This window comes from Streptomyces sp. NBC_00663, assembly GCF_036226885.1.
Taxonomy (GTDB): Bacteria; Actinomycetota; Actinomycetes; order Streptomycetales; family Streptomycetaceae; genus Streptomyces.
Genome location: NZ_CP109027.1, coordinates 9229732 through 9247628 on the forward strand (window position 1 = coordinate 9229732; position 17897 = coordinate 9247628).

General features: G+C 72.0%; 15 protein-coding genes and 2 pseudogenes. 14 read left to right on the forward strand and 3 right to left on the reverse strand.

Features of this window, described 5'->3' with window-relative positions; genetic code table 11:
* Positions 1–63: 63 nt before the first annotated feature.
* Positions 64–908 (reverse strand): annotated as a pseudogene (locus OG866_RS41980) (helix-turn-helix transcriptional regulator).
* 62 nt (positions 909–970) lie between these two features.
* On the opposite strand from OG866_RS41980, the pseudogene OG866_RS41985 reads away from it, so the two are divergent.
* The 7 genes and pseudogenes from OG866_RS41985 to OG866_RS42015 form a co-directional block, all read left to right on the forward strand.
* Positions 971–1591, forward strand: a pseudogene (locus OG866_RS41985) (zinc-binding dehydrogenase); the annotation flags it as partial.
* A 487-nt stretch (positions 1592–2078) separates the two neighbouring features.
* A complete protein-coding gene (locus OG866_RS41990) occupies positions 2079–2363 on the forward strand; it encodes an NAD(P)-dependent oxidoreductase (RefSeq protein ID WP_329344543.1) in 285 nt (94 codons plus the stop codon).
* 326 nt (positions 2364–2689) lie between these two features.
* Positions 2690–3544 (forward strand): ABC transporter permease, encoded by an 855-nt coding sequence (locus OG866_RS41995; protein WP_329343020.1) that lies wholly within the window; start codon positions 2690–2692, stop codon positions 3542–3544.
* Positions 3541–4428 (forward strand): carbohydrate ABC transporter permease, encoded by an 888-nt coding sequence (locus OG866_RS42000; protein WP_329343022.1) that lies wholly within the window; start codon positions 3541–3543, stop codon positions 4426–4428. Before OG866_RS41995 ends, OG866_RS42000 begins: the two co-directional genes overlap by 4 nt.
* 98 nt (positions 4429–4526) lie before the next feature.
* A complete protein-coding gene (locus OG866_RS42005) occupies positions 4527–6176 on the forward strand; it encodes an extracellular solute-binding protein (protein ID WP_329343024.1) in 1650 nt (549 codons plus the stop codon).
* 56 nt (positions 6177–6232) lie between these two features.
* Entirely contained in the window at positions 6233–7291 is a 1059-nt protein-coding gene (locus OG866_RS42010) for a LacI family DNA-binding transcriptional regulator (protein ID WP_329343026.1), read from the forward strand.
* Positions 7288–9279 carry a DUF2264 domain-containing protein gene (locus OG866_RS42015; protein ID WP_329343027.1) on the forward strand — a complete coding sequence of 664 codons (1992 nt, stop codon included), beginning with the start codon at positions 7288–7290 and terminating at the stop codon, positions 9277–9279. The genes OG866_RS42010 and OG866_RS42015 overlap by 4 nt, the downstream gene beginning before the upstream one ends.
* 280 nt (positions 9280–9559) lie before the next feature.
* Here OG866_RS42015 and OG866_RS42020 read toward each other — a convergent pair whose 3' ends face one another.
* Positions 9560–9994: a MarR family winged helix-turn-helix transcriptional regulator gene (locus tag OG866_RS42020; protein WP_329343029.1), complete on the reverse strand. Its 435-nt coding sequence runs from the start codon at positions 9992–9994 to the stop codon at positions 9560–9562.
* A gap of 198 nt (positions 9995–10192) precedes the next feature.
* Between OG866_RS42020 and OG866_RS42025 the strand changes: the two genes are divergently transcribed.
* The 7 genes from OG866_RS42025 to OG866_RS42055 all read left to right on the forward strand — a co-directional run bounded on the left by OG866_RS42025 (position 10193) and on the right by OG866_RS42055 (position 17324).
* Positions 10193–11386 carry a PP2C family protein-serine/threonine phosphatase gene (locus tag OG866_RS42025; protein WP_329343030.1) on the forward strand — a complete coding sequence of 398 codons (1194 nt, stop codon included), beginning with the start codon at positions 10193–10195 and terminating at the stop codon, positions 11384–11386.
* 110 nt (positions 11387–11496) lie between these two features.
* The gene (locus OG866_RS42030) at positions 11497–12393 is read left to right on the forward strand and encodes an STAS domain-containing protein (RefSeq protein WP_329343032.1); all 897 of its coding nucleotides are present in this window, start codon (positions 11497–11499) and stop codon (positions 12391–12393) included.
* The gene (locus OG866_RS42035; protein ID WP_329343033.1) at positions 12390–12800 is read left to right on the forward strand and encodes an STAS domain-containing protein; all 411 of its coding nucleotides are present in this window, start codon (positions 12390–12392) and stop codon (positions 12798–12800) included. The genes OG866_RS42030 and OG866_RS42035 overlap by 4 nt, the downstream gene beginning before the upstream one ends.
* Positions 12800–13243, forward strand: a complete 444-nt coding sequence (locus OG866_RS42040) for an ATP-binding protein (protein ID WP_329344544.1) — start codon at positions 12800–12802, stop codon at positions 13241–13243. The genes OG866_RS42035 and OG866_RS42040 overlap by 1 nt, the downstream gene beginning before the upstream one ends.
* On the forward strand, positions 13240–14310 hold the full coding sequence (locus OG866_RS42045; RefSeq protein ID WP_329343034.1) for an ATP-binding SpoIIE family protein phosphatase: 1071 nt from the start codon (positions 13240–13242) through the stop codon (positions 14308–14310). The genes OG866_RS42040 and OG866_RS42045 overlap by 4 nt, the downstream gene beginning before the upstream one ends.
* The gene (locus tag OG866_RS42050) at positions 14307–16046 is read left to right on the forward strand and encodes a PP2C family protein-serine/threonine phosphatase (protein WP_329343036.1); all 1740 of its coding nucleotides are present in this window, start codon (positions 14307–14309) and stop codon (positions 16044–16046) included. The genes OG866_RS42045 and OG866_RS42050 overlap by 4 nt, the downstream gene beginning before the upstream one ends.
* 99 nt (positions 16047–16145) lie before the next feature.
* On the forward strand, positions 16146–17324 hold the full coding sequence (locus OG866_RS42055; RefSeq protein WP_329343038.1) for a PP2C family protein-serine/threonine phosphatase: 1179 nt from the start codon (positions 16146–16148) through the stop codon (positions 17322–17324).
* Between the two features lie 10 nt (positions 17325–17334).
* Here OG866_RS42055 and OG866_RS42060 read toward each other — a convergent pair whose 3' ends face one another.
* The gene (locus OG866_RS42060) at positions 17335–17856 is read right to left on the reverse strand and encodes a MarR family winged helix-turn-helix transcriptional regulator (protein ID WP_329343039.1); all 522 of its coding nucleotides are present in this window, start codon (positions 17854–17856) and stop codon (positions 17335–17337) included.
* Positions 17857–17897 lie beyond the last annotated feature (41 nt).

Below are 17897 nucleotides of genomic sequence, written 5' to 3' on the forward strand. Positions count from 1 at the left end.
GGCACGCAGCCTCAGCCGGCCAGTTCGCCAAGGCGCCGCCAGATGCGCTCGCGATGTCACGCGTCAGGGGCGACGGGGTCGAGCGCGGGCGCCCTCGGTGTCTGCCGTTCGCGGCTTCTTCTGCGTCTCGGCCCAGGTCGCCGGCAGGGTGAGGCCGTCCGCGCTGGGCGTTCCGGGAACCGCGGTGTAGGTGGTGATCGAGACGTGCGGGTCGCCGGGCAGGGCGAAGTCGTCGTACGCGAGGTCCATCCTGCCGATGGCCGGGTGGTGGACGACCTTGCGTCCCGCGAGTGGCGGCGCAAATCGTGCCTGGCCCACCGGGCGCTGAAATCGGAGCTGCGCGTGGAGAGCTCGCCGATGAGTTCGGTCACCTGCCGGTCCGCCTCGTCGAGGTCGGTGTAGTGGGCCTGCGCGCGGGGGTCGAGGACCACGTATCCGGCGAGGTTCGGTGGCTGCCGGCCGGTGGTGAACAGGTCGACGTACCGGGCGCGGCCCAGGTTGTTGGCCGCGAGGAGATCGAGGCGGCCGTTCTGGATGACGGCGGGCACGCTCATGGAGTCGAGGACCTGCTGCACGGACGCGGTGATGGGGGAGGTGCGCTGGGGGCGTTTGCGGCGTGCGCCGGGTGCGACGTTGCGGGCCAGGTCATACAGGTGGGCACGCTCGTCGTCATCCAGTTGCAGCGCACCGGCGACCGCGTCGAGGACACTCTCGGACGCGCCACCGATCCGGCCGCGCTCCATACGGGTGTAGTACTCGACGCTGAGGCCCGCGAGCATCGCGACCTCCTCGCGCCGCAGCCCTTGGACGCGGCGGTGCCCTGCGACGTAGGGGAGCCCGGCCTGCTCGGGTGTGATCCTCGCCCGGCGGCTCATGAGGAAGCCCCTGATCTCCTGCCGGAACTCCATGCCTTCCAGGCTAGGGCGCCTGTTCCGGGTGTGGGGGTCCCTGAGAGTGCCTGGCACATGGAGGCATCAACGACGTGGCCCAACCGACCCCGACGGGGCACGAATACGTCGGCGTGGTCACCGGGATCGGCGACGAGGTGAAGAACATCGAAGTGGGTGACTTCGTCGTCGGTTCGTTCATGGCCTCGGACAACACCTGTGAGATCTGTGCGGCCGGCTACCAGTCCCGGTGCGCGCATGTCGAGTTCGTCGGTGCCGGCGGGGCGCAGGCGGAGTACCTGCGGGTGCCGCTGGCCGACGGCACGGTCGTCGCCACTCCCGCCGTGCCGGACGACGACCTGATCCCCTCGCTGCTGGCCGCCTCCGACGTGCTCGGGAGCGGCTGGTTCGGCGCGGTGGCCGCCGAGGCCGGGCCGGGCAAGACCGTGGCCGTGGTCGGCGACGGAGCCGTGGGCCTGCTCGCTGTCCTGGCCGCGAAGCAGCTGGGCGCGGATCGGATCATCGCGATGTCTCGGCACGCCTCGCGGCAGAAGCTCGCGATCGAGTTCGGCGCGACCGAAGTCGTCGAGGAGCGTGGCGGCGCGGGCGTGGCCAAGGTCAAGGAGCTCACCGGCGGATACGGCGCCCACAGCGTGATCGAGGCCGTCGGCACCCAGGAATCGACGGTGGCGTCGACTAAAACGTTTTCAAGACGACATCCTCAGCCGCGGCATCAGCGGCCATCGCACCGCAGACCTGCGCACCCGCCGGGAACGCGACGTCGTCGACCTCGAACCAGACCTGCTGTCCGTGCTGCCTGGACCGGCCTGGTCCACGTTGGCCAGCGCCCAGCGCCCAGCGCCCAGCGCCCAGCGCCCCGCGCCCACCGCCCGCCGCGGTGGTGCTCTCGCCCCCTCTCCAGGACGAGGTCTTCGGCCCGGCCGCGTGGGCCGAACCGGCCGGCCTCGTCGACCTGGTGGCCACCTGCCCCCGCGGCGCTGACCTCGCCGTGCACCATCCTCGGCGCGACGAGGTCGAAGCGCTCGTCACCTCTGGCGCGCGCCCCCGCTGTCGGCGATCAACGCCAACAACAAGTCCGGTCGCAGAGTAGGTGTACCCCCAGCCCTTCCTCGCCCTGAAGGACGCGCACCGCCGCTCCCGACGTATCGTCACCGACCGGGTGCTGCCCCGCTGGAGACCGGCCCCGGCACCCGTGAACACACCGTCAGGCTGGTCTCGTTCGGCGCCGTGGCCCGCCGCAAGACCGCGCGGCGGCTGCACCGGCTCGACGTGGAGATCCTGGCCTGGCACCCGTACCTGGACGTGGACGCGTTCCGGGCGGAGGGCGTGACCAAGGCGGCCGAGCTGTCCGAACTGGCCGCGCGATTCCGGGTGTTGAGCACTCACCCACCGCTCATCGAGGGCCGCACAGAGAAAGTCGTCGGCGCTGACCTGCTGCGGCTGCCGCCCCGGTGAGCGCCCCTCATCAACACCGCGCGCGGAGCCGCGATCCACGAACTCCGGTGCCTGGCCGCGCGGTTGACGCCGCCGCACGCCGTGCCGGCGGCCTCCGCCCACCTGATGGCCTGGCTTCACGCATCTCGTCCGAAGCATTGACCCCGCCTCTGAAAACGTTTTAACTTCCCTTCACTCCCTACCTCCCCCAAGGAGGCTCCGTGGCAGCGTTGCTGCGTGAGCGCCCTGCCAAATCGACGGATAAGCGTTCATTCCGTCGCCCGGCAGGCGCCAAGACCGAGCGAATACGTTTTCGCGACCGCCGGAACGCGGCACTGTTCTGGCTGATGGTGCCCGGCCTGGCCTACTTCCTGCTCTTCCACTACGGCGCGCTGGTCGGCAACGTCATCGCGTTCAAGGAGTACATCCCGTTCGAGGGACTGTGGGGCAGCCCCTGGACCGGCGTCGGCAACTTCCAGCGCATGCTGGAGGACAAGGCGTTCTGGGACGCGGTGTTCAACACCGTCTGGATCGCCCTGCTCCAGCTCGTGTTCTACTTCCCCGTGCCGCTGGGCCTGGCGCTGCTGCTGCACAGCCTGACCTGGAGCAGCGTCCGCCGCTTCGTGCAGTCCGTCGCCTACCTGCCCCACTTCATCTCATGGGTCATCGTCGTCGCCCTGTTCCAGCAGGTCCTCGGCGACACCGGGATGCTCAACAGCTATCTCGGCGACGCCGGACTGCACAGCGCGGACATCATCGGCAACCCCGACGCGTTCAAGCCGCTCGTCGTCGCCCAGGTCATCTGGAAGGACGCCGGCTGGGGCACGATCATCTTCCTCGCCGCGCTCTCCCAGGTCGACGAGCAGCAGTACGAGGCCGCCGCCATCGACGGCGCGGGCCCCTGGCGCCGCTTCTGGCACGTCACCCTGCCCGCCATCCGCCCGGTCGTCATCCTGCTGCTGATCATGCGGCTCGGAGACATCCTCTCCGTCGGCTTCGAGCAGATGCTGCTCCAGCGTGACGCCGTCGGCCCGCAGGCCGCCGAGATCATCGACACCTTCGTCTACTACCAGGGCATCGTCGGCGGCGACTACGGATACGCCGCCGCGGCAGGCCTGTTCAAGGGCGTCATCGGCGCCGTCCTCGTCTACGCGGCGAACAAGGTCGCGCACCGCCTCGGCGAGCAGGGGGTCTACAAGTGAGTGCCACTGTCCGGCCCGGCTGGATGGAGAAGCCGAAGCCGCTGACCCAGGCCGCGAAGGTGCTGGCGCTGCTCACCGTCGTCCTGCTGGTGTGCGTGCCCTTCCTCGTCATCGTCTCCACCTCCCTCGCCTCGCAGAAGGAGGTCGTCGCCAACGGCGGCTGGGTGCTGTGGCCGACGGAGCCCACCGTGCAGGCCTACCGGGACATCCTGGAAGGCGGCATCGTCACCCACGCCCTCGGCGTCAGCGCCGGCGTCACGATCATCGGCACCCTGCTCAGCCTGGCGTGCACCGTCACCCTCGCCTACGCGCTCGCCCGCCCCGGCGTCTTCGGCGGCCGGCCCGTGCTGCTGCTGATCCTGTTCACGTTCCTCTTCCCGCCCGGCATGATCCCCAACTTCCTGCTGGTCAAGGAGCTCGGGCTGCTGGACAGTTACGCCTCGCTGATCCTCCCGGTGCTGATCAACGTCTTCAACCTGGTGGTCCTGCGCGGCTTCTTCCAGGGCATCCCCGAGGAGTTGTACGAGGCCGCCCGCCTCGACGGTGCCGGGGACCTGCGGGTGCTGTGGACCGTCGTGCTGCCCCTGTCCAAGGCTGCCCTCGCCGTCGTAGGACTCTTCTACGCGGTGGCGTACTGGAACTCCTGGTTCTACGCCTCCCTGTACCTGGAGAGCGACCACTGGCCCCTCCAGCAGGTGCTGCGCACCTACGTCATCTCCGGCGTCAGCATGACCGACACCACCCTCGGCGACGGGGCGGTCAACGCCCCGCAGACCATCCAGATGGCCGTTCTGGTCATCGCCACCGTACCGATCCTGCTGGTCTACCCCTTCCTGCAGAAGTACTTCACCAAGGGCGTGCTCACGGGAGCCATCAAGAGCTGAGCACGCCTTCCCCCCGGCGGCGCCCGGGCAGCGGTGCTCGCACCCGCGCCGACGTCCGCTCACCCCGTCACGAGCCGTACGACGAAAGGCACTTCGCCATGTCCCAGGTCTCCCGGCGCACCGTCCTGCGTTCCGCCGCCATGGCCGGCGCCGCCCTGTCCGTGCCCGGTCTGCTCACCGCCTGCTCCACCGACTCCGGCGGCGAGGGCGTCTCCAACACCGGCAAGAAGCTCGCCCCGTGGCCGACGTACAAGCCCGCCGCCGCGGCCAAGGCGGACCTCGCCGGCACCGCCGAGGGCGTGCAGCCCGGCTACACCTCCTACCCGGCGTCCCTCACCGCCTCCGTCGCCCGCACCCCCGGCGACGGCTCCACCATCAAGGTCATGTCGGTCAGCTTCGGCACCCCGCCCAAGGCGGAGGCGCAGAACCAGTACTGGAAGGCGGTCGAGAAGGCGCTCGGCGTCAAGATCGAGTACACGGTCGTCCCGCAGACCGACTACCAGAAGAAGATGGCCACGGTGATGGCCGGCGACCCCGACGCACTGCCCGACATCATCAACATGTTCGCCGGCTACACCCTGCCCCGCGAAGCCCAGTTCGTGCAGAAGCTCGGCGAGGACCTCACCCCGCACCTGTCCGGCGACGCGGTCGCCGACTACCCCAACCTCGCCAACCTCCCCACCCACGCCTGGCACGACATGGGCCGTATCGGCGGCCGTATCTACGGCATCCCCCTGGAACGCCCCGTCCCCGGCTCCACCCTCTATCTGAACCAGACCATGTTCGCCGGCGCCGGCATGAAGGAGGGCTGGACCTCCGAGGACTTCGCCGCCGTGGCGAAGAAGGCCACCTCCGGCAAGACGTACGCGCTGGGCGCGGCGACCGGCTCCCTGTTCGGCAACGCCGTGCACAACGCCGCCCACAACGCCCCCAACGGCTGGTCCGTCGACTCCAAGGGCGCCTTCCACGCCGCGTGCACCGACGACCGCTGGAGGGCGGCCGTCGCCTTCCAGGCCCAGTTGCGCAAGAACGGCTCCTACCACCCCGACGCCACCTCCCTGTCCACCCCCGACCTCCAGACCCTGTTCCTCAACGGCACGGTCGGCTCCCTTCAGAACGGCTTCGGCGCCTACACGAGCCTGTTCGCCGACGCCGAGGGTCTGATCACGCCGGCGCTCGCGCTGCCGTACAGCGTCGACGGCACCCCGGGCGGCGTCGTCGGGGCCCGCCGCTCCTTCGGCTACACCATCCTCAAGAAGGCCAAGAAGGAACGCGTCCAGCTGCTGCTGCGCGTCCTCGACTACCTCGCGGCCCCCTTCGGCACCAAGGAGTACGAACTCCTCCACTACGGCGTGGAGGGCGTCCACTTCACCCGCGGCAAGGACGGCTCCCCGCAGACGACCAAGCTGGGCGAGGTGGAGAACATCACCAACCTGCCGTTCCGCTATCTCGCCGAAGGCCCCCAAGTGCTGTTCGTGCCCGGCATGCCCGACGTGGTGCGAGCCCTGCACGCCTGGCAGCGGAAGGTCGTACGGCTCGCCATCCGCAACCCCGCCTTCGGCCTACAGTCGCCGACCAACACCGCGCAGGGCGCCACGCTCGACGCCCTGCTCAACGACACGGTCACCGCGGTCGTCGCCGGCCGCTCCCCACTGTCCGAACTCGATTCCGTGGTCAAGAGCTGGCGCTCGCGCGGCGGCGACAAGATGGCGGAGGAATACGCCGCGGAGTACGCCCAGAACGCCTGACCCACGCGGGCGCACCGCACCGGCGTATCGCACTCGTGTGAAGAAAGGCGGACCTGATGGGACGCGTCACGATCCGGGACGTGGCCGAGCGGGCCGGTGTGTCCGCGGCCACGGTCTCACGGGTGCTCACCGGCAACTACCCGGTGCCGCACACCACCCGGGCCAAAGTCCTGCGGGCCGCCCGCGCGCTCGACTACGTCGCCAACCCGCACGCCCGCGCCCTGGTCGGGGCCGGCCGCAAGACGGTCGCCGTCGTCCTGCGCCAGGTGACCAGCCCGTTCTACGCCCAAGTCGCCGAGGGCGTCGAGGCGGAGGCGTCGGCCAACGGCTGGCTCTGCATGGTCGGCACCACCGGTGGCGACCCCCAGCGGGAACTGGACTTCGTGCAGCTCATGCGGGAAGAGGGCACCCGGGTGGTGATTCTGGTGGGCGGCGTCGTGGAGGACGACGACTACCGCGAGCGGATCGCCCGCTACGCCCACGCCCTCGACTCGGCCGGCGCCCGCCTCGTGCTGTGCGGCCGCCCCTCGCCGGACCCCGAACTCCCGGTGCAGGTCGTGATGTTCGACAACGAGGCCGGAGCGTATGCCATCACCGGCCATCTGCTGTCCGCCGGGCACCGGCGCATCGTCTTCCTCGGCGGCCTGCCCGGCAACACCGCCCTGGACGCCCGGGTCCGCGGCTACCGTGCCGCCCTCGCCGAACACGGACTGCCCCCGGAGGCGGGGCACGTCGTCGACTGCGGACTGGGCCGCGCCGCCGGCCGGCGCGCCATGGCCGAACTCCTCAGCCGGCGACGGGACTTCACCGCCGTCTTCGCCGGCGACGACATGGTCGCCGCCGGAGCGCTGCGCGCCATCGCCGAGGCCGGACTGCGCGTGCCCGACGACATCTCCGTCGTCGGACACGACGACATCCCCCTCGCCGAGGACTTCCACCCGCCCCTGACCACGGTCCGTACCCCCGCCGAGGAACTCGGCCGCGCCAGCATGCGCCTGGCGCTCCGCGACCCCGAGGACACCGGCGGCGCCCCTCTCGTCCTGGGCTCCCACATCGTCGTACGCGACAGCGTGGGGGCACCAGCACCGACCAACGGAGGAAACACCCCCGTATGACCGCGCTTTCGGTCACCACGCCCGGCCCGCTGCCCGCGGACCACCGCCTCTCGCCCCTCACCGGCTACACCCGGGCCCACTGGGAAGCCGCCGCCGACCGCCTCCTCGACGCTCTTCGTCCCTACGCCACCCCCGGCCTGGCCCAGTACCGGCTGCCCGGCCGCACCGGCTACTCCGGGGAACAGGCCGACGGCCTCGAGGGCTACGCCCGTTCCTTCCTGCTCGCCGCGTTCCGCGTCGCCGGGGCGACCCGGCCGGGGGAGCGGGAGAGGCTCGCCCCTCTCCTCGAGCGTTACGCGGCCGGACTCACCGCGGGCACCGACCCGTGTCACCCCGAGCACTGGCCCGCCATCAAGGACCGCTCGCAGCCCATGGTCGAGGCCGCGTCCGTGGCCATCGCCCTGCACGAGACCCGTCCCTGGCTCTGGGACCTGCTCGACGACCAGGTCCGCGGCCGGGTCGTCGACTGGCTCGCGGACTTCGTGGGCGCCACCGCCAACGACTCCAACTGGCGCCTGTTCCAAGTGATCGTGGAGGAGTTCCTGGCCTCGGTCGGCGCACCCCACCGCCGCTCCGAGATCGACGCGGGACTCGCCCGCCTCGACGACTGGTACCGCGGCAACGGCTGGTACACCGACGGCGACGGGCAGAAGTTCGACTACTACAACGCCTGGGCCCTGCACCTGTACCCCGCCCTGTGGGCGCGGATCGCCGGCGAGCGGGCCGACCCGTCCCTGACGGCCGCTCACCGGCAGCGTCTGCACGCCTTCCTGGAGACACACCAGTACTTCTTCGGTGCCGACGGCGCCCCCCTGCACCAGGGCCGCTCGCTGACCTACCGATACGCCAGTACCGCCGCCCTGTGGGCCGGGGCGCTGGTCGAGGCGACACCGCTGCCCCCGGGCCGCACCCGACGGCTGGCCTCCAGCGCGCTGAAGCACTTCACCGACCGAGGCGTTCCCGGCCCCGACGGCCTGCTCAGCCTCGGCTGGTACCACCCCTACCTGCCCGTCACCCAGCCCTACTCGGGGCCGGCCTCGCCGTACTGGGCGGCCAAGGCGTTCCTCGGTCTGCTGCTGCCCGACACGCATCCCGTGTGGACGGCGACCGAGGAACCGGGACCGGTCGAGACGCGGGACACCGTACTGGCCCTGCCCGGCCCCGGGTGGCTGCTGCACAGCACGGCCGCGGACGGGATCGTCCGCCTGGTCAACCACGGCAGCGACCGCCGACCGCCCACCCCCGACGGGCAGCCCGAGAGCCCGCACTACGCCCGGCTCGCCTACTCCACCGCGACCGCGCCGCAGACCCCGCCCGACGGTCACGCCACCACCATCGACCACCACCTCGCCGTCCTCGACGCCTCCGCGGTGTCGCGCCGCCGGCGGATACACCGGCTGGGCGCCGCCGGCGGTGCTCTCGCCGCCTCCTGGTACACCGACGACGGCACCGCGCCCGGGGCGCCGGCATCGGTCGCCACGGTCAGCGCGGTCCACCGCGCCTGGGAGATCCGCGTCCACCTGGTGCACGCCGACGCGGGAGCCGCGGTGCGCGACACGGGGTGGTCACTCGCCTACGACGACACCCCCTGCACCGTCGAGGCCGGCCCCGGCTGGGTCGTGGCCCGCCGTGCCGACGGCCTGACCTCCGCGCTGGCCGGCCTCCTCGGCTGGGACGGCCCGGCCGAGCCACGCGACGGCCTCGTCGTCCAGGCGACGGGACTGAACGCCTACGGACAGCACTCCGCCACCCCCGCCCTCGTCCTCCCGCACCACCCCGGCGACACCCTGCTCCTGGCCACCCTGGTCGTACTCACCCGGGACCACCGACTCGCCCATGACCCGCACGCGCTGTGTCACGGCGCCCGAGTGCGGACCACGAAGGACGGCGGCCTGGACCTGCGCTTCCCCGACGGTCACCGGGAGCGAGTGGCCCCGGACCTGACGGCGGCGGCACGGGAACGCGTGGGCGGTGCGCCCGCGTACTGATCGAGCCGCGTGTACCCGGCTTCGGCTGCTTCATGGCTGCGGGTGGGCCGAGAGCTTCGCCACACCGCTATGCGGCGGCGGAGGGGGTACTCGCTCGTCATGCCAAGACAGAGCACCGACCAACACTTGCCATTTGACAACTATGGCCGGGAGGCAACAAAGTAGCGATGACGGACGCGCATGGGGAAGGATCTTGGATGTTCCGGTGGGCGGGGGCGGCTCCGTGCGCTGATCCCCGGGACCCGGCCGCGGTGCCGGGCCGGATCCCGCGGCGGATCGCTCAGGCAGTCCTGCTGTCCGACGCCTCGGCGTCGTCGTGCAGCTGTAGGGCCGCCGCCGCGCAGAAGGCGTCCAGCCCCTCCATCAACGCGGTCCGCTTCGCGGCGGGCATCTGGTCGAGGACCGCTCGCAGCGCCTGCTCCCTGCGAGCGCGCAGGTCGACGAGGAAGGCGCGGCCCCGGCCGCTGAGGTGCAGCCGCACTTCGCGCCGATTGGCCGGACTCACCACGCGCTCCACGAACCCCGCAGCCTGGAGCCGGTCGCACAGGCGACTGGTGGAGGGCGGAGTGGAGGCGAGGTGGTCGGCGAGGGTGCGCAAGTTGATGCCGTCGTTGTGTTCGAGGACGAACAGCACGCGCAGCTGGGACGCGGAAGCGGGGGCGGTCGAGGCGCGGCCCCACAGCACTTCCAGCAGCTCCGCAGCCGTGGAGGTCATACGAGCGACCTCGTCGGGCTCCGGGCGGGGGCGGAAGGCAGTCACGGTCACACTTTCGCAGGCACTGGGGTGCCCGTCAGCGTACTAGGTGCGCGGGCGGGCCAATGAGGCATTGAGCGACGGTCGCGGCCGGGACGGGCGGGTTCGCCGTCCTGTGAAGCCGGCGGCCTCCGGCAAGAGATAGGTGTGTTTTCCATCGTGAACAGATTTGTGGCCGCTGAGCGCGCGCTGCGCACAGCGGCACCCCATGCGTTGCTCGACGCCCTCCGCGCCGCACTGATCGAGCAGTACGGTGCGGAGGACGTCGAGCTGTTCATGGCCGACTACGGTCTGACGGTGCTCCAGCCGGTGTCGGTCCGGCCGCACGTCCTGGAGCCGGTGCCGATCTACAACAGCCCGGCCGGGCGGGCCTTCGGTTCGCAGCGGCCGTACCGCGAGGACGCCCGGGAGGGGCGGACGCGGCTGCATCTGCCGGTCAGCGTCCGTGGTGACCGGGTGGGCGTGCTGTCGGTGACGCTCGGCGGGGGTGAGGTCTCGCGGCAGTACGAGTCCGAACTCCTGGAGATCGCCGATGTGCTGGGGCGCGAGGTGCTCGTGGCCGAACGCGACACCGACCTGTACCTGGAGGCGCGCCGCAAGGACCGGCTGACCCTGGCCGCGGAGATGCAGTGGCAGCTGCTGCCCGGCTGTGCCTGCACCCGCCCGGAGTACGACCTGGGGGCTCAACTGGAGCCCGCCTACGCCATCTTCGGCGACAACTTCGACTGGGCCGCCACGGCCGACCGGCTGTCGCTGTACGTCACCAACGGCATGGGTGAGGGCATAGAGGCGGCCCTGCTGACCAACCTGGCGATCAACGCCCTGCGCAACGCCCGGCGGGCCGGCATCCCGATCGCCGACCAGGCCGCCCTGGCGGACCAGGCCGTGTACGCCCACTATCAGGGACGCTGCTACCTCTCGGTCCTGATGTTCGACTTCGACCTGGCCACCGGACGGGCCCGCGTCGTGGACGCCGGCTCCCCTCAGCTGCTGCGGCTGCGCGGCGGTGCCGTGGAGCGCGTCGCCTTCGATGCCCAGCTGCCCCTGGGCATGTTCGAGGAGACCGACTACGTGTCGCAGGACTTCCACGTCGAGCCCGGTGACCGGCTGGTCTTCGTCAGCGACGGCGTGCACGCCGTGGCCTCGCCCAAGGGGGAGGCGTACGGCGAGGCGGCCCTCGCCCGGGCCATCCACTCCACCCGGCTGCTGCCGGCCGCCGAGGTGCCGCGCGCGATTCTGCGGGAGCTGACCGGCCACCGGGGTGCGGTGGCGGCGGACGACGACGCCCTCATCGTGTGCCTGGACTGGCGGGGGAGGCCGCCGGAACAAGGAGCCGCCGAACTGCCCTTGTGATGATCGAGTGTTGTTCGCCCCGCGCCCCCGCGATAACGTTTGCCATGCGGCAATAATTGTTGTGATGGCTTGCCGCACGGTCGGCCGCAGGAGCGCTCGACAGGAAGAAGATGTGTGTGGTGGAGCACGACACGACACCCGAGGTGACACAGGAACTCGCCGCATTCCTCGAACGGCGCCGCGAGCAGATCGCCCACCGATGGGCGGACGCCGAGCTGTTCCGCGCCGTCTTCACGGTCTCCCGGGACGAGGCGGTGGAGGGGAGCAAGGCGGTGGTGGACGCCCTGGCCGAGGTGGCCCGCGCCGGCCGGCTGGAGGACATCGACGCCCCCGGCTTCGACACCGTCAGGGACCAACTGGGCCGCATGGTGATCGCCCGCACCCAGGCCGGGTACCGGCCGTCGCAGATCGCCCGCGAGGTGGCCGGACTGCGGGACCCGGTCACCACGCTGCTGCGGGCCGAGTTCGAGGACGCGGCCGACGAGGCCATGCATGCCTGCCTGCTGCAACTGACGGTCCTGATGGGCACGCTCCGCCTGGTGGTCATGGACACCACGATCAACTCCGGCGAGGAGCTGATCGCCCGGCAGCGCCAGCAGCTGATGGAGGTGGCCACCCCGGTCATCGAGCTGTGGGACGGCGTCGTCGCCGTACCGCTGATCGGCACCCTGGACAGTTCCCGCAGCCAGATCGTCATGGAGAGCCTGCTGGAGGCGATCGTGGAGCGGCGGGCCCGCTACGCCATCCTCGACATCACCGGTGTACCGACCGTCGACTCGCTCGTGGCCCAGCATCTGATGAAGACGGTCGCCGCGGCCCGGCTGATGGGGGCGGAGTGCATCGTCTCCGGCATCCGTCCCGCCATCGCGCAGACCATCGTCCACCTCGGCATCGATCTCGGATCGATCCTCACCCGGGCCGGACTCTCCGACGCCCTCGCCTACGCGCTCGCCCAGCAGGGCATCGCCGTCTCCTCCCGTCCCGCCGCAGGAGCGGGCCCGCGGTGACCGACCACCCCGCCCTCCACCCGGAGCCGGTGCCGGTCCTGGCACTGGGAGACATCCTGCTGGTCACCCTGCGGGGAGACCTGTACGACGGGGTCGCGGAGCAGCTCCAGCACGACATCACCCACCGCATCGCGAACAGTGCGGTGCCGGTGAACGGTGTCGTGATCGACCTCTCCGGCGTGGAGATCGTCGACTCCTTCCTCGGCCGCGTCCTGGCCGAGATCGCCGCGAGCGCGAGCCTGCTGGCCACCCGGACCGTACTGGCCGGCATGCGCCCTGCCGTGGCCATCACCCTGGTCGAACTGGGCCTGACCCTGCCCGGCCTGGTCACGGCCCTGGACGTCGATCGGGCCCTGGCCCTGCTGGGCCGCGCCTTCTCGACGGCCCCGCCGGAAGCGGGTGCGTGATGCATGCTCCCCTCACCCCGACCACGCGACTGCCCATCGGCGGGGACGCCGATCTGGCCTGGCTGCGCCAGCATGTGCGGCAGTGCGCCGCCGACCTCGGTTTCGGCCTGGTGCAGCAGACGAAGCTGGTGACGGCCGCCAGCGAACTGGCCCGCAACACCCTCGTCCACGGTGGCGGGGGACACGCGGAGATCACGACGCTGGGCGACGGGGCACGCCGCGGGCTGCGGCTGTCCTTCGTCGACACCGGCCCGGGGATCCGTGACGTCGACCTGGCCCTGACCGACGGCTACACCACCGGCGGCGGACTGGGCATGGGCCTGAGCGGAGCCAAGCGGCTCGTCCAGGAGTTCGTCCTGGACACCCGGCCCGGCCTCGGCACCACCGTCACCATCACCGAATGGGTCTCCGGCCTGCCGACGCCCCGCCCGGGTGTGCCGTGAGCAGGGTCTGGGACGTGCCCGTCCCCGAAACCACCCGAGTCCGGGACGTCCGGGTCGCGGCCGAGAGCGCCTGCGCCACGGCCGGACTGGACGCACGCTCCACGGCCGCCGCGGCGCTCGTGGCCACCGAACTGGCGACCAACCTCGTCAAGCACGCCAGCGGCGGCCGCATCGTGATCAACCTGACCGGTCCCGCCGACACCCTCGCCCCTGCCGCGACCCGGGTGCAGATCACCTCGCTCGACCACGGGCCGGGCATCGCCGACCTCGCCGCGGCCCTGCGCGACGGCTACACCACCGCCACCTCTTCCCTGGGCGCGGGCCTGGGGACCTGCCGCCGGCTGTCGGACGACTTCGACCTGCACAGCCGCAGCGGAACGGGCACCGTCGCCGTGGCGCGGATCGGCCCGGCCGGGTCCGCGCAGACCTCCCGCTCGCGTCCGGCCCCCGCCGGACAGGGCGCCCGGGCAGGCGGCATCAACGCCCCCCTCGCCCACGCCGATTACTCGGGGGACGCCTTCAGCTGGGTGCGCTCCGGCCCACGGATCACCCTGATGCTCGCCGACGGGCTAGGCCACGGCGCCAAGGCGGCCGAGGCGTCCGCCGCCGCCGTCGCGGAGCTGCACCGGCGGCCCGACCTGCCCCCGGCCGACATCCTGCGCCGGCTGCACACCGCGTTGCGCAAAACCCGCGGCGCGGCCGTCGGAGTCGCCCAGCTCGACGAGGACACGCGGCGGCTGTCGTTCGCCGGCGTCGGCAACATCGGCGCGAGGCTCCGCGCCGACGGGGCGTGGCGGCCCCTCGTCTCACACCCCGGCATCGTCGGAGCGCACTTCCCCGCCACCGTGCCCCGGCACGAATCGGGCTGGCGGCCGGACAGCCTGCTCATCCTGCACAGCGACGGACTGCCCAGCCGCTGGACACCTCCGGACGACGCCCGCCTGCCGGCCCACGACCCGGCCGTGACGGCCGCCGTCGTCCTACGGGACGGGAGCAGCGCCGCGCGCCCCCTGCGCGACGACACCACCGTGGCCGTACTCGCCCCCGACCTGGACGGACGTCCATGACCGCGACTCCGAACGCCTGGAAGATCACGTCGGTCGCCGACGTGGCCGAGGCCAGAGCCGCCCTCGACCGCGTCGTCACCGCCGCCGCGGTCCCGCCGCTGGAACGCGCCCGCTTCCTCGCCTCGCTGACGGCGCGGCTGCGCCGCTGCCTCGACCGGCCCGGCGCGTGGGAACTCGTGTCGCACATCCGGCAGGCCGCCGAGGGACGGGCCGGACGGCTCGACATCACCCTGCGACCGGTCGCCACGACCCGCCCTGACCTCGCGGACGAACCCACCCTCACCTGCCCGCTGCCGGAGCCTGCCGACGACGTCCCCGACGCGGACGTGGGGCTGCCGCTGGCCCTGCTGCACGCCGACGAGAACACGGCGGCCGTGCTGAGCCTGTTCGACGAGCAGGAACGCCTGCTCCAGATGCACCGCGAGGAGCTGCACCAGACCAACCAGGGCGTTCTGGCCCTGCACACCGACCTGGAAGCAGCCTCCCGGGCCCAGCGCGAGCTCCTGGAGGCGGAGCGGGCCGCCCGTGCCGAGGCGGAGCGGGCCCGCCGTCTGCTGACCTTCCTGACGGACGCCAGCGCCGCCATCACGGCCTCCCTCAACCCCGCGGCCATCCTGCGCAGCCTCGCCGACCTGCTCGTACCGGACTACGCGGAACACCTCGACGTATGGCTCTTCGACGAGGAACAGGAACAGAACGGCGAGGAGCGCCCCCAGCCGGTACGGCAGCACGCGGCGGCCGCGGTGACCGCGGCCCGCACCGGCCGACCGCAGCACGCCGCCGCCCACCCCGGCGCCCTGCCCGGGGTGGACGACCTCCCGCCCTCCGTCCTGTTCCCGGACCGGGCGCTGCTGGCCATCCCGCTCGCGGCCCGGCGCCTGCTCGGCGTCCTCACCCTCACCGCCCCCGGCCCCCGCTTCGACCCGGACACCAGCGTGATGCTGGTCGAACTCGCCCGCCGCGTCGGTGTCGCCCTGGACAACGCCCGCCGTTACGAGCAGTACCGGGACACCGCCGAAGCCCTCCAGCGCGCCCAGCTCACCCAACTGCCCGCACCGTCCGGTCTGCTGCTGGCCGCGCGCTACCTTCCCGCCACCCGGGGCCTGAACATCGGCGGTGACTGGTACGACGCCTTCCTCCAGCCCGACGGCAGCCTGCTCGCCGCCATCGGCGACGTGACGGGCCACGGTCTGCACGCCGCCGTCGTCATGGGGCAGCTGCGCACCGCACTGCGCGCCTACGCGGTGGAGAACGACAGCCCCGGAGAGATCCTCACCCGGCTGCACCGCATGCTGAGCCATCTGCAACCGGAGCTGTACGCCACCGCGATGATCGCCCGGTTCAGGCCCGGCGAACCGGAAGTCGTCTGGTCCTCGGCCGGCCACCCGCCCGCCGTGGTGCGCGGCCCGGACGGCTCGGTCCGCGTGCTGGAGACCAGGCCCGGCGTGATGCTGGGCATCCCCATGCCGTTCGTGTACACCGACCACCGCGTCGACCTGCCCGCCGGATCCTCCCTGGTGCTGTACACCGACGGCCTGGTCGAGCGCCGGGCGCGAGGCATCGACGCGGGCATCGAGCGCCTCGGCCAGGCCCTTGGCGCCCTGAGCACGCCGGAACTGGAGCAGAACCCGGAGGCCGCGGCGGACGCCCTGCTCAAGCCCCTGCTGCACGACTCCGAACGCGACGACGACATCTGCCTGCTGCTGTGCCACACCGTGCCCCCCGGCCAGGGGTGACGGCTCTCACCGGCGGACCGGCCTCCCGCCCGCTGTGCACCTGCTGAGCACCGGTGAGCTCGGGTAGCGTGAAGGCCACCGGGCGAGAGGGCTGATGCCGTGGATGCCGCTGAACCACTTCCCTCGGTGGAGGCCCGGCTGCGCGAGGCCGCCCCCCACCGGCTGGTCGCCACCGCGCGCCGTGTCCTCGCCGAGCGGGTGGGGGCGGGGGAGGTGACCCTCCTCCTCGCCGACTACGGGCTCTCCGTCCTACGGCCGGTGTCCCATCTGCCGGACACCGGTACGCCGGTCTCCGCCCATGACGGACCGCAGGGCAGGGCGTTCCGCGACCAGAGTCCGGTGATCGAGGTCCTCCGCAGCCCGGCCGGCCATGCGGTGCATCTGCCCGTCACGGTGCGCGGCGACCGCCTGGGCGTCCTGACGGTCCGGCTCCCCGCGGAGGCCGCCGTCCCCGACATCGTGCTCCAGCTCGGCGACTTCGCCACGGCGCTCGGCCACGAGGTCGCCACCGCCGGACGCGACACCGACCTTTTCCTCCTGGCCCGCCGCACCCGCCGTCTCACGCTGGCCGCGGAGATGCAGTGGCAGCTCCTGCCCGGGCGCGGCTGTGCCCGTGACGAGTTCACCGTGGGCGCCCACCTGGAGCCCGCGTACGCCATCGGCGGCGACAACTTCGACTGGTCCGCGGGCGCCGACCGGCTCGTCCTCACCGTCACGGACGGCATGGGACACGGTATCGAGGCGTCCCTGCTCACCAGCCTCACGGTCGCCGCCCTGCGCAACGCCCGCCGCGCCGGAGTGTCACTGGCCGATCAGGCGAGCCTCGCCGACCAGGCCGTCTACTCCGAGTACGGCGGGACGAAGTACGCCTCCACGCTGCTGCTGGAGTTCGACCTGGCCACCGGCACGGTCCACGCGGTGGACGCGGGATCTCCCCAGCTGTTCTGCCAGCGTGAGGGGCGCACCGAGCAGGTCGAGCTGGAGGCACAGCTGCCGTTGGGGATGTTCGAGGAGAGCGTCTACGACGAGCAGACGTTCCAGGCCGAGCCCGGCGACCGCCTCATCGTGGTCAGCACCGGTGTGCACGCCACGCGCTCCGCCTCGGGCGTGGTCTTCGGCGAGCAGGTCCTGCGCCAGGTGCTGAGCGCGACCCGCGACGCTGCGGCGCACGAGACCGCCCGCGCGGTCGTCGCCGGGTTGATCGAGCACCACGGCAGCAGCGAGCTGGCGTCGGACGCGGCCGTCGTATGCCTCGACTGGAAGGGCCGGCCGCGCTGACCGGGCCCGGTCACTGGTGGGGGTCCCGGGGCCCGGTGGTGCCGTGGTGACCGCCTTCCTGAGCGGTCAGGAAGGCGCGCAAGCCCTGGCTCAACGCCTCACGCTCGGCCGGGTCCATCGTCGCGAGCACGACGGCGAGCGCGTGCGTTCTGCGCGAGGCCACCTCGACCAGCACCTGCCGGCCGCGGCCGGTGAGGTGGAGCTGTACCTCACGTCTCCTGTGCGGGTGCAGCACACGCTCCAGCAGGCCCGCCGCCTCCAGGCGGTCGCACAGCCGGCTCGCGGTCGGCAGCCCTATGTCCATGCCCTCCGCCAGGGCGGTGAGGTTGAGTCCCGGTCCCGACTCCAGAATCCGCAAGGCCCGCAACTGGTGCGGCGACAGCCTCAGGTTCGCCTTCTGTCCGGCCGCCGACCACAGGTGCGACAGCCCGTCCACGGCATCGGACATCTCCCGGGCGAGGGACAGCGAGCCCTCGCCCGGACCGCCCGCGCCGTCCGGCCTGTCGTGCCCGAAGCCGCTGAGCCGACTCACGAACCCATTGCTTTCAGCAGTCGCCTGCGCATACGAATACC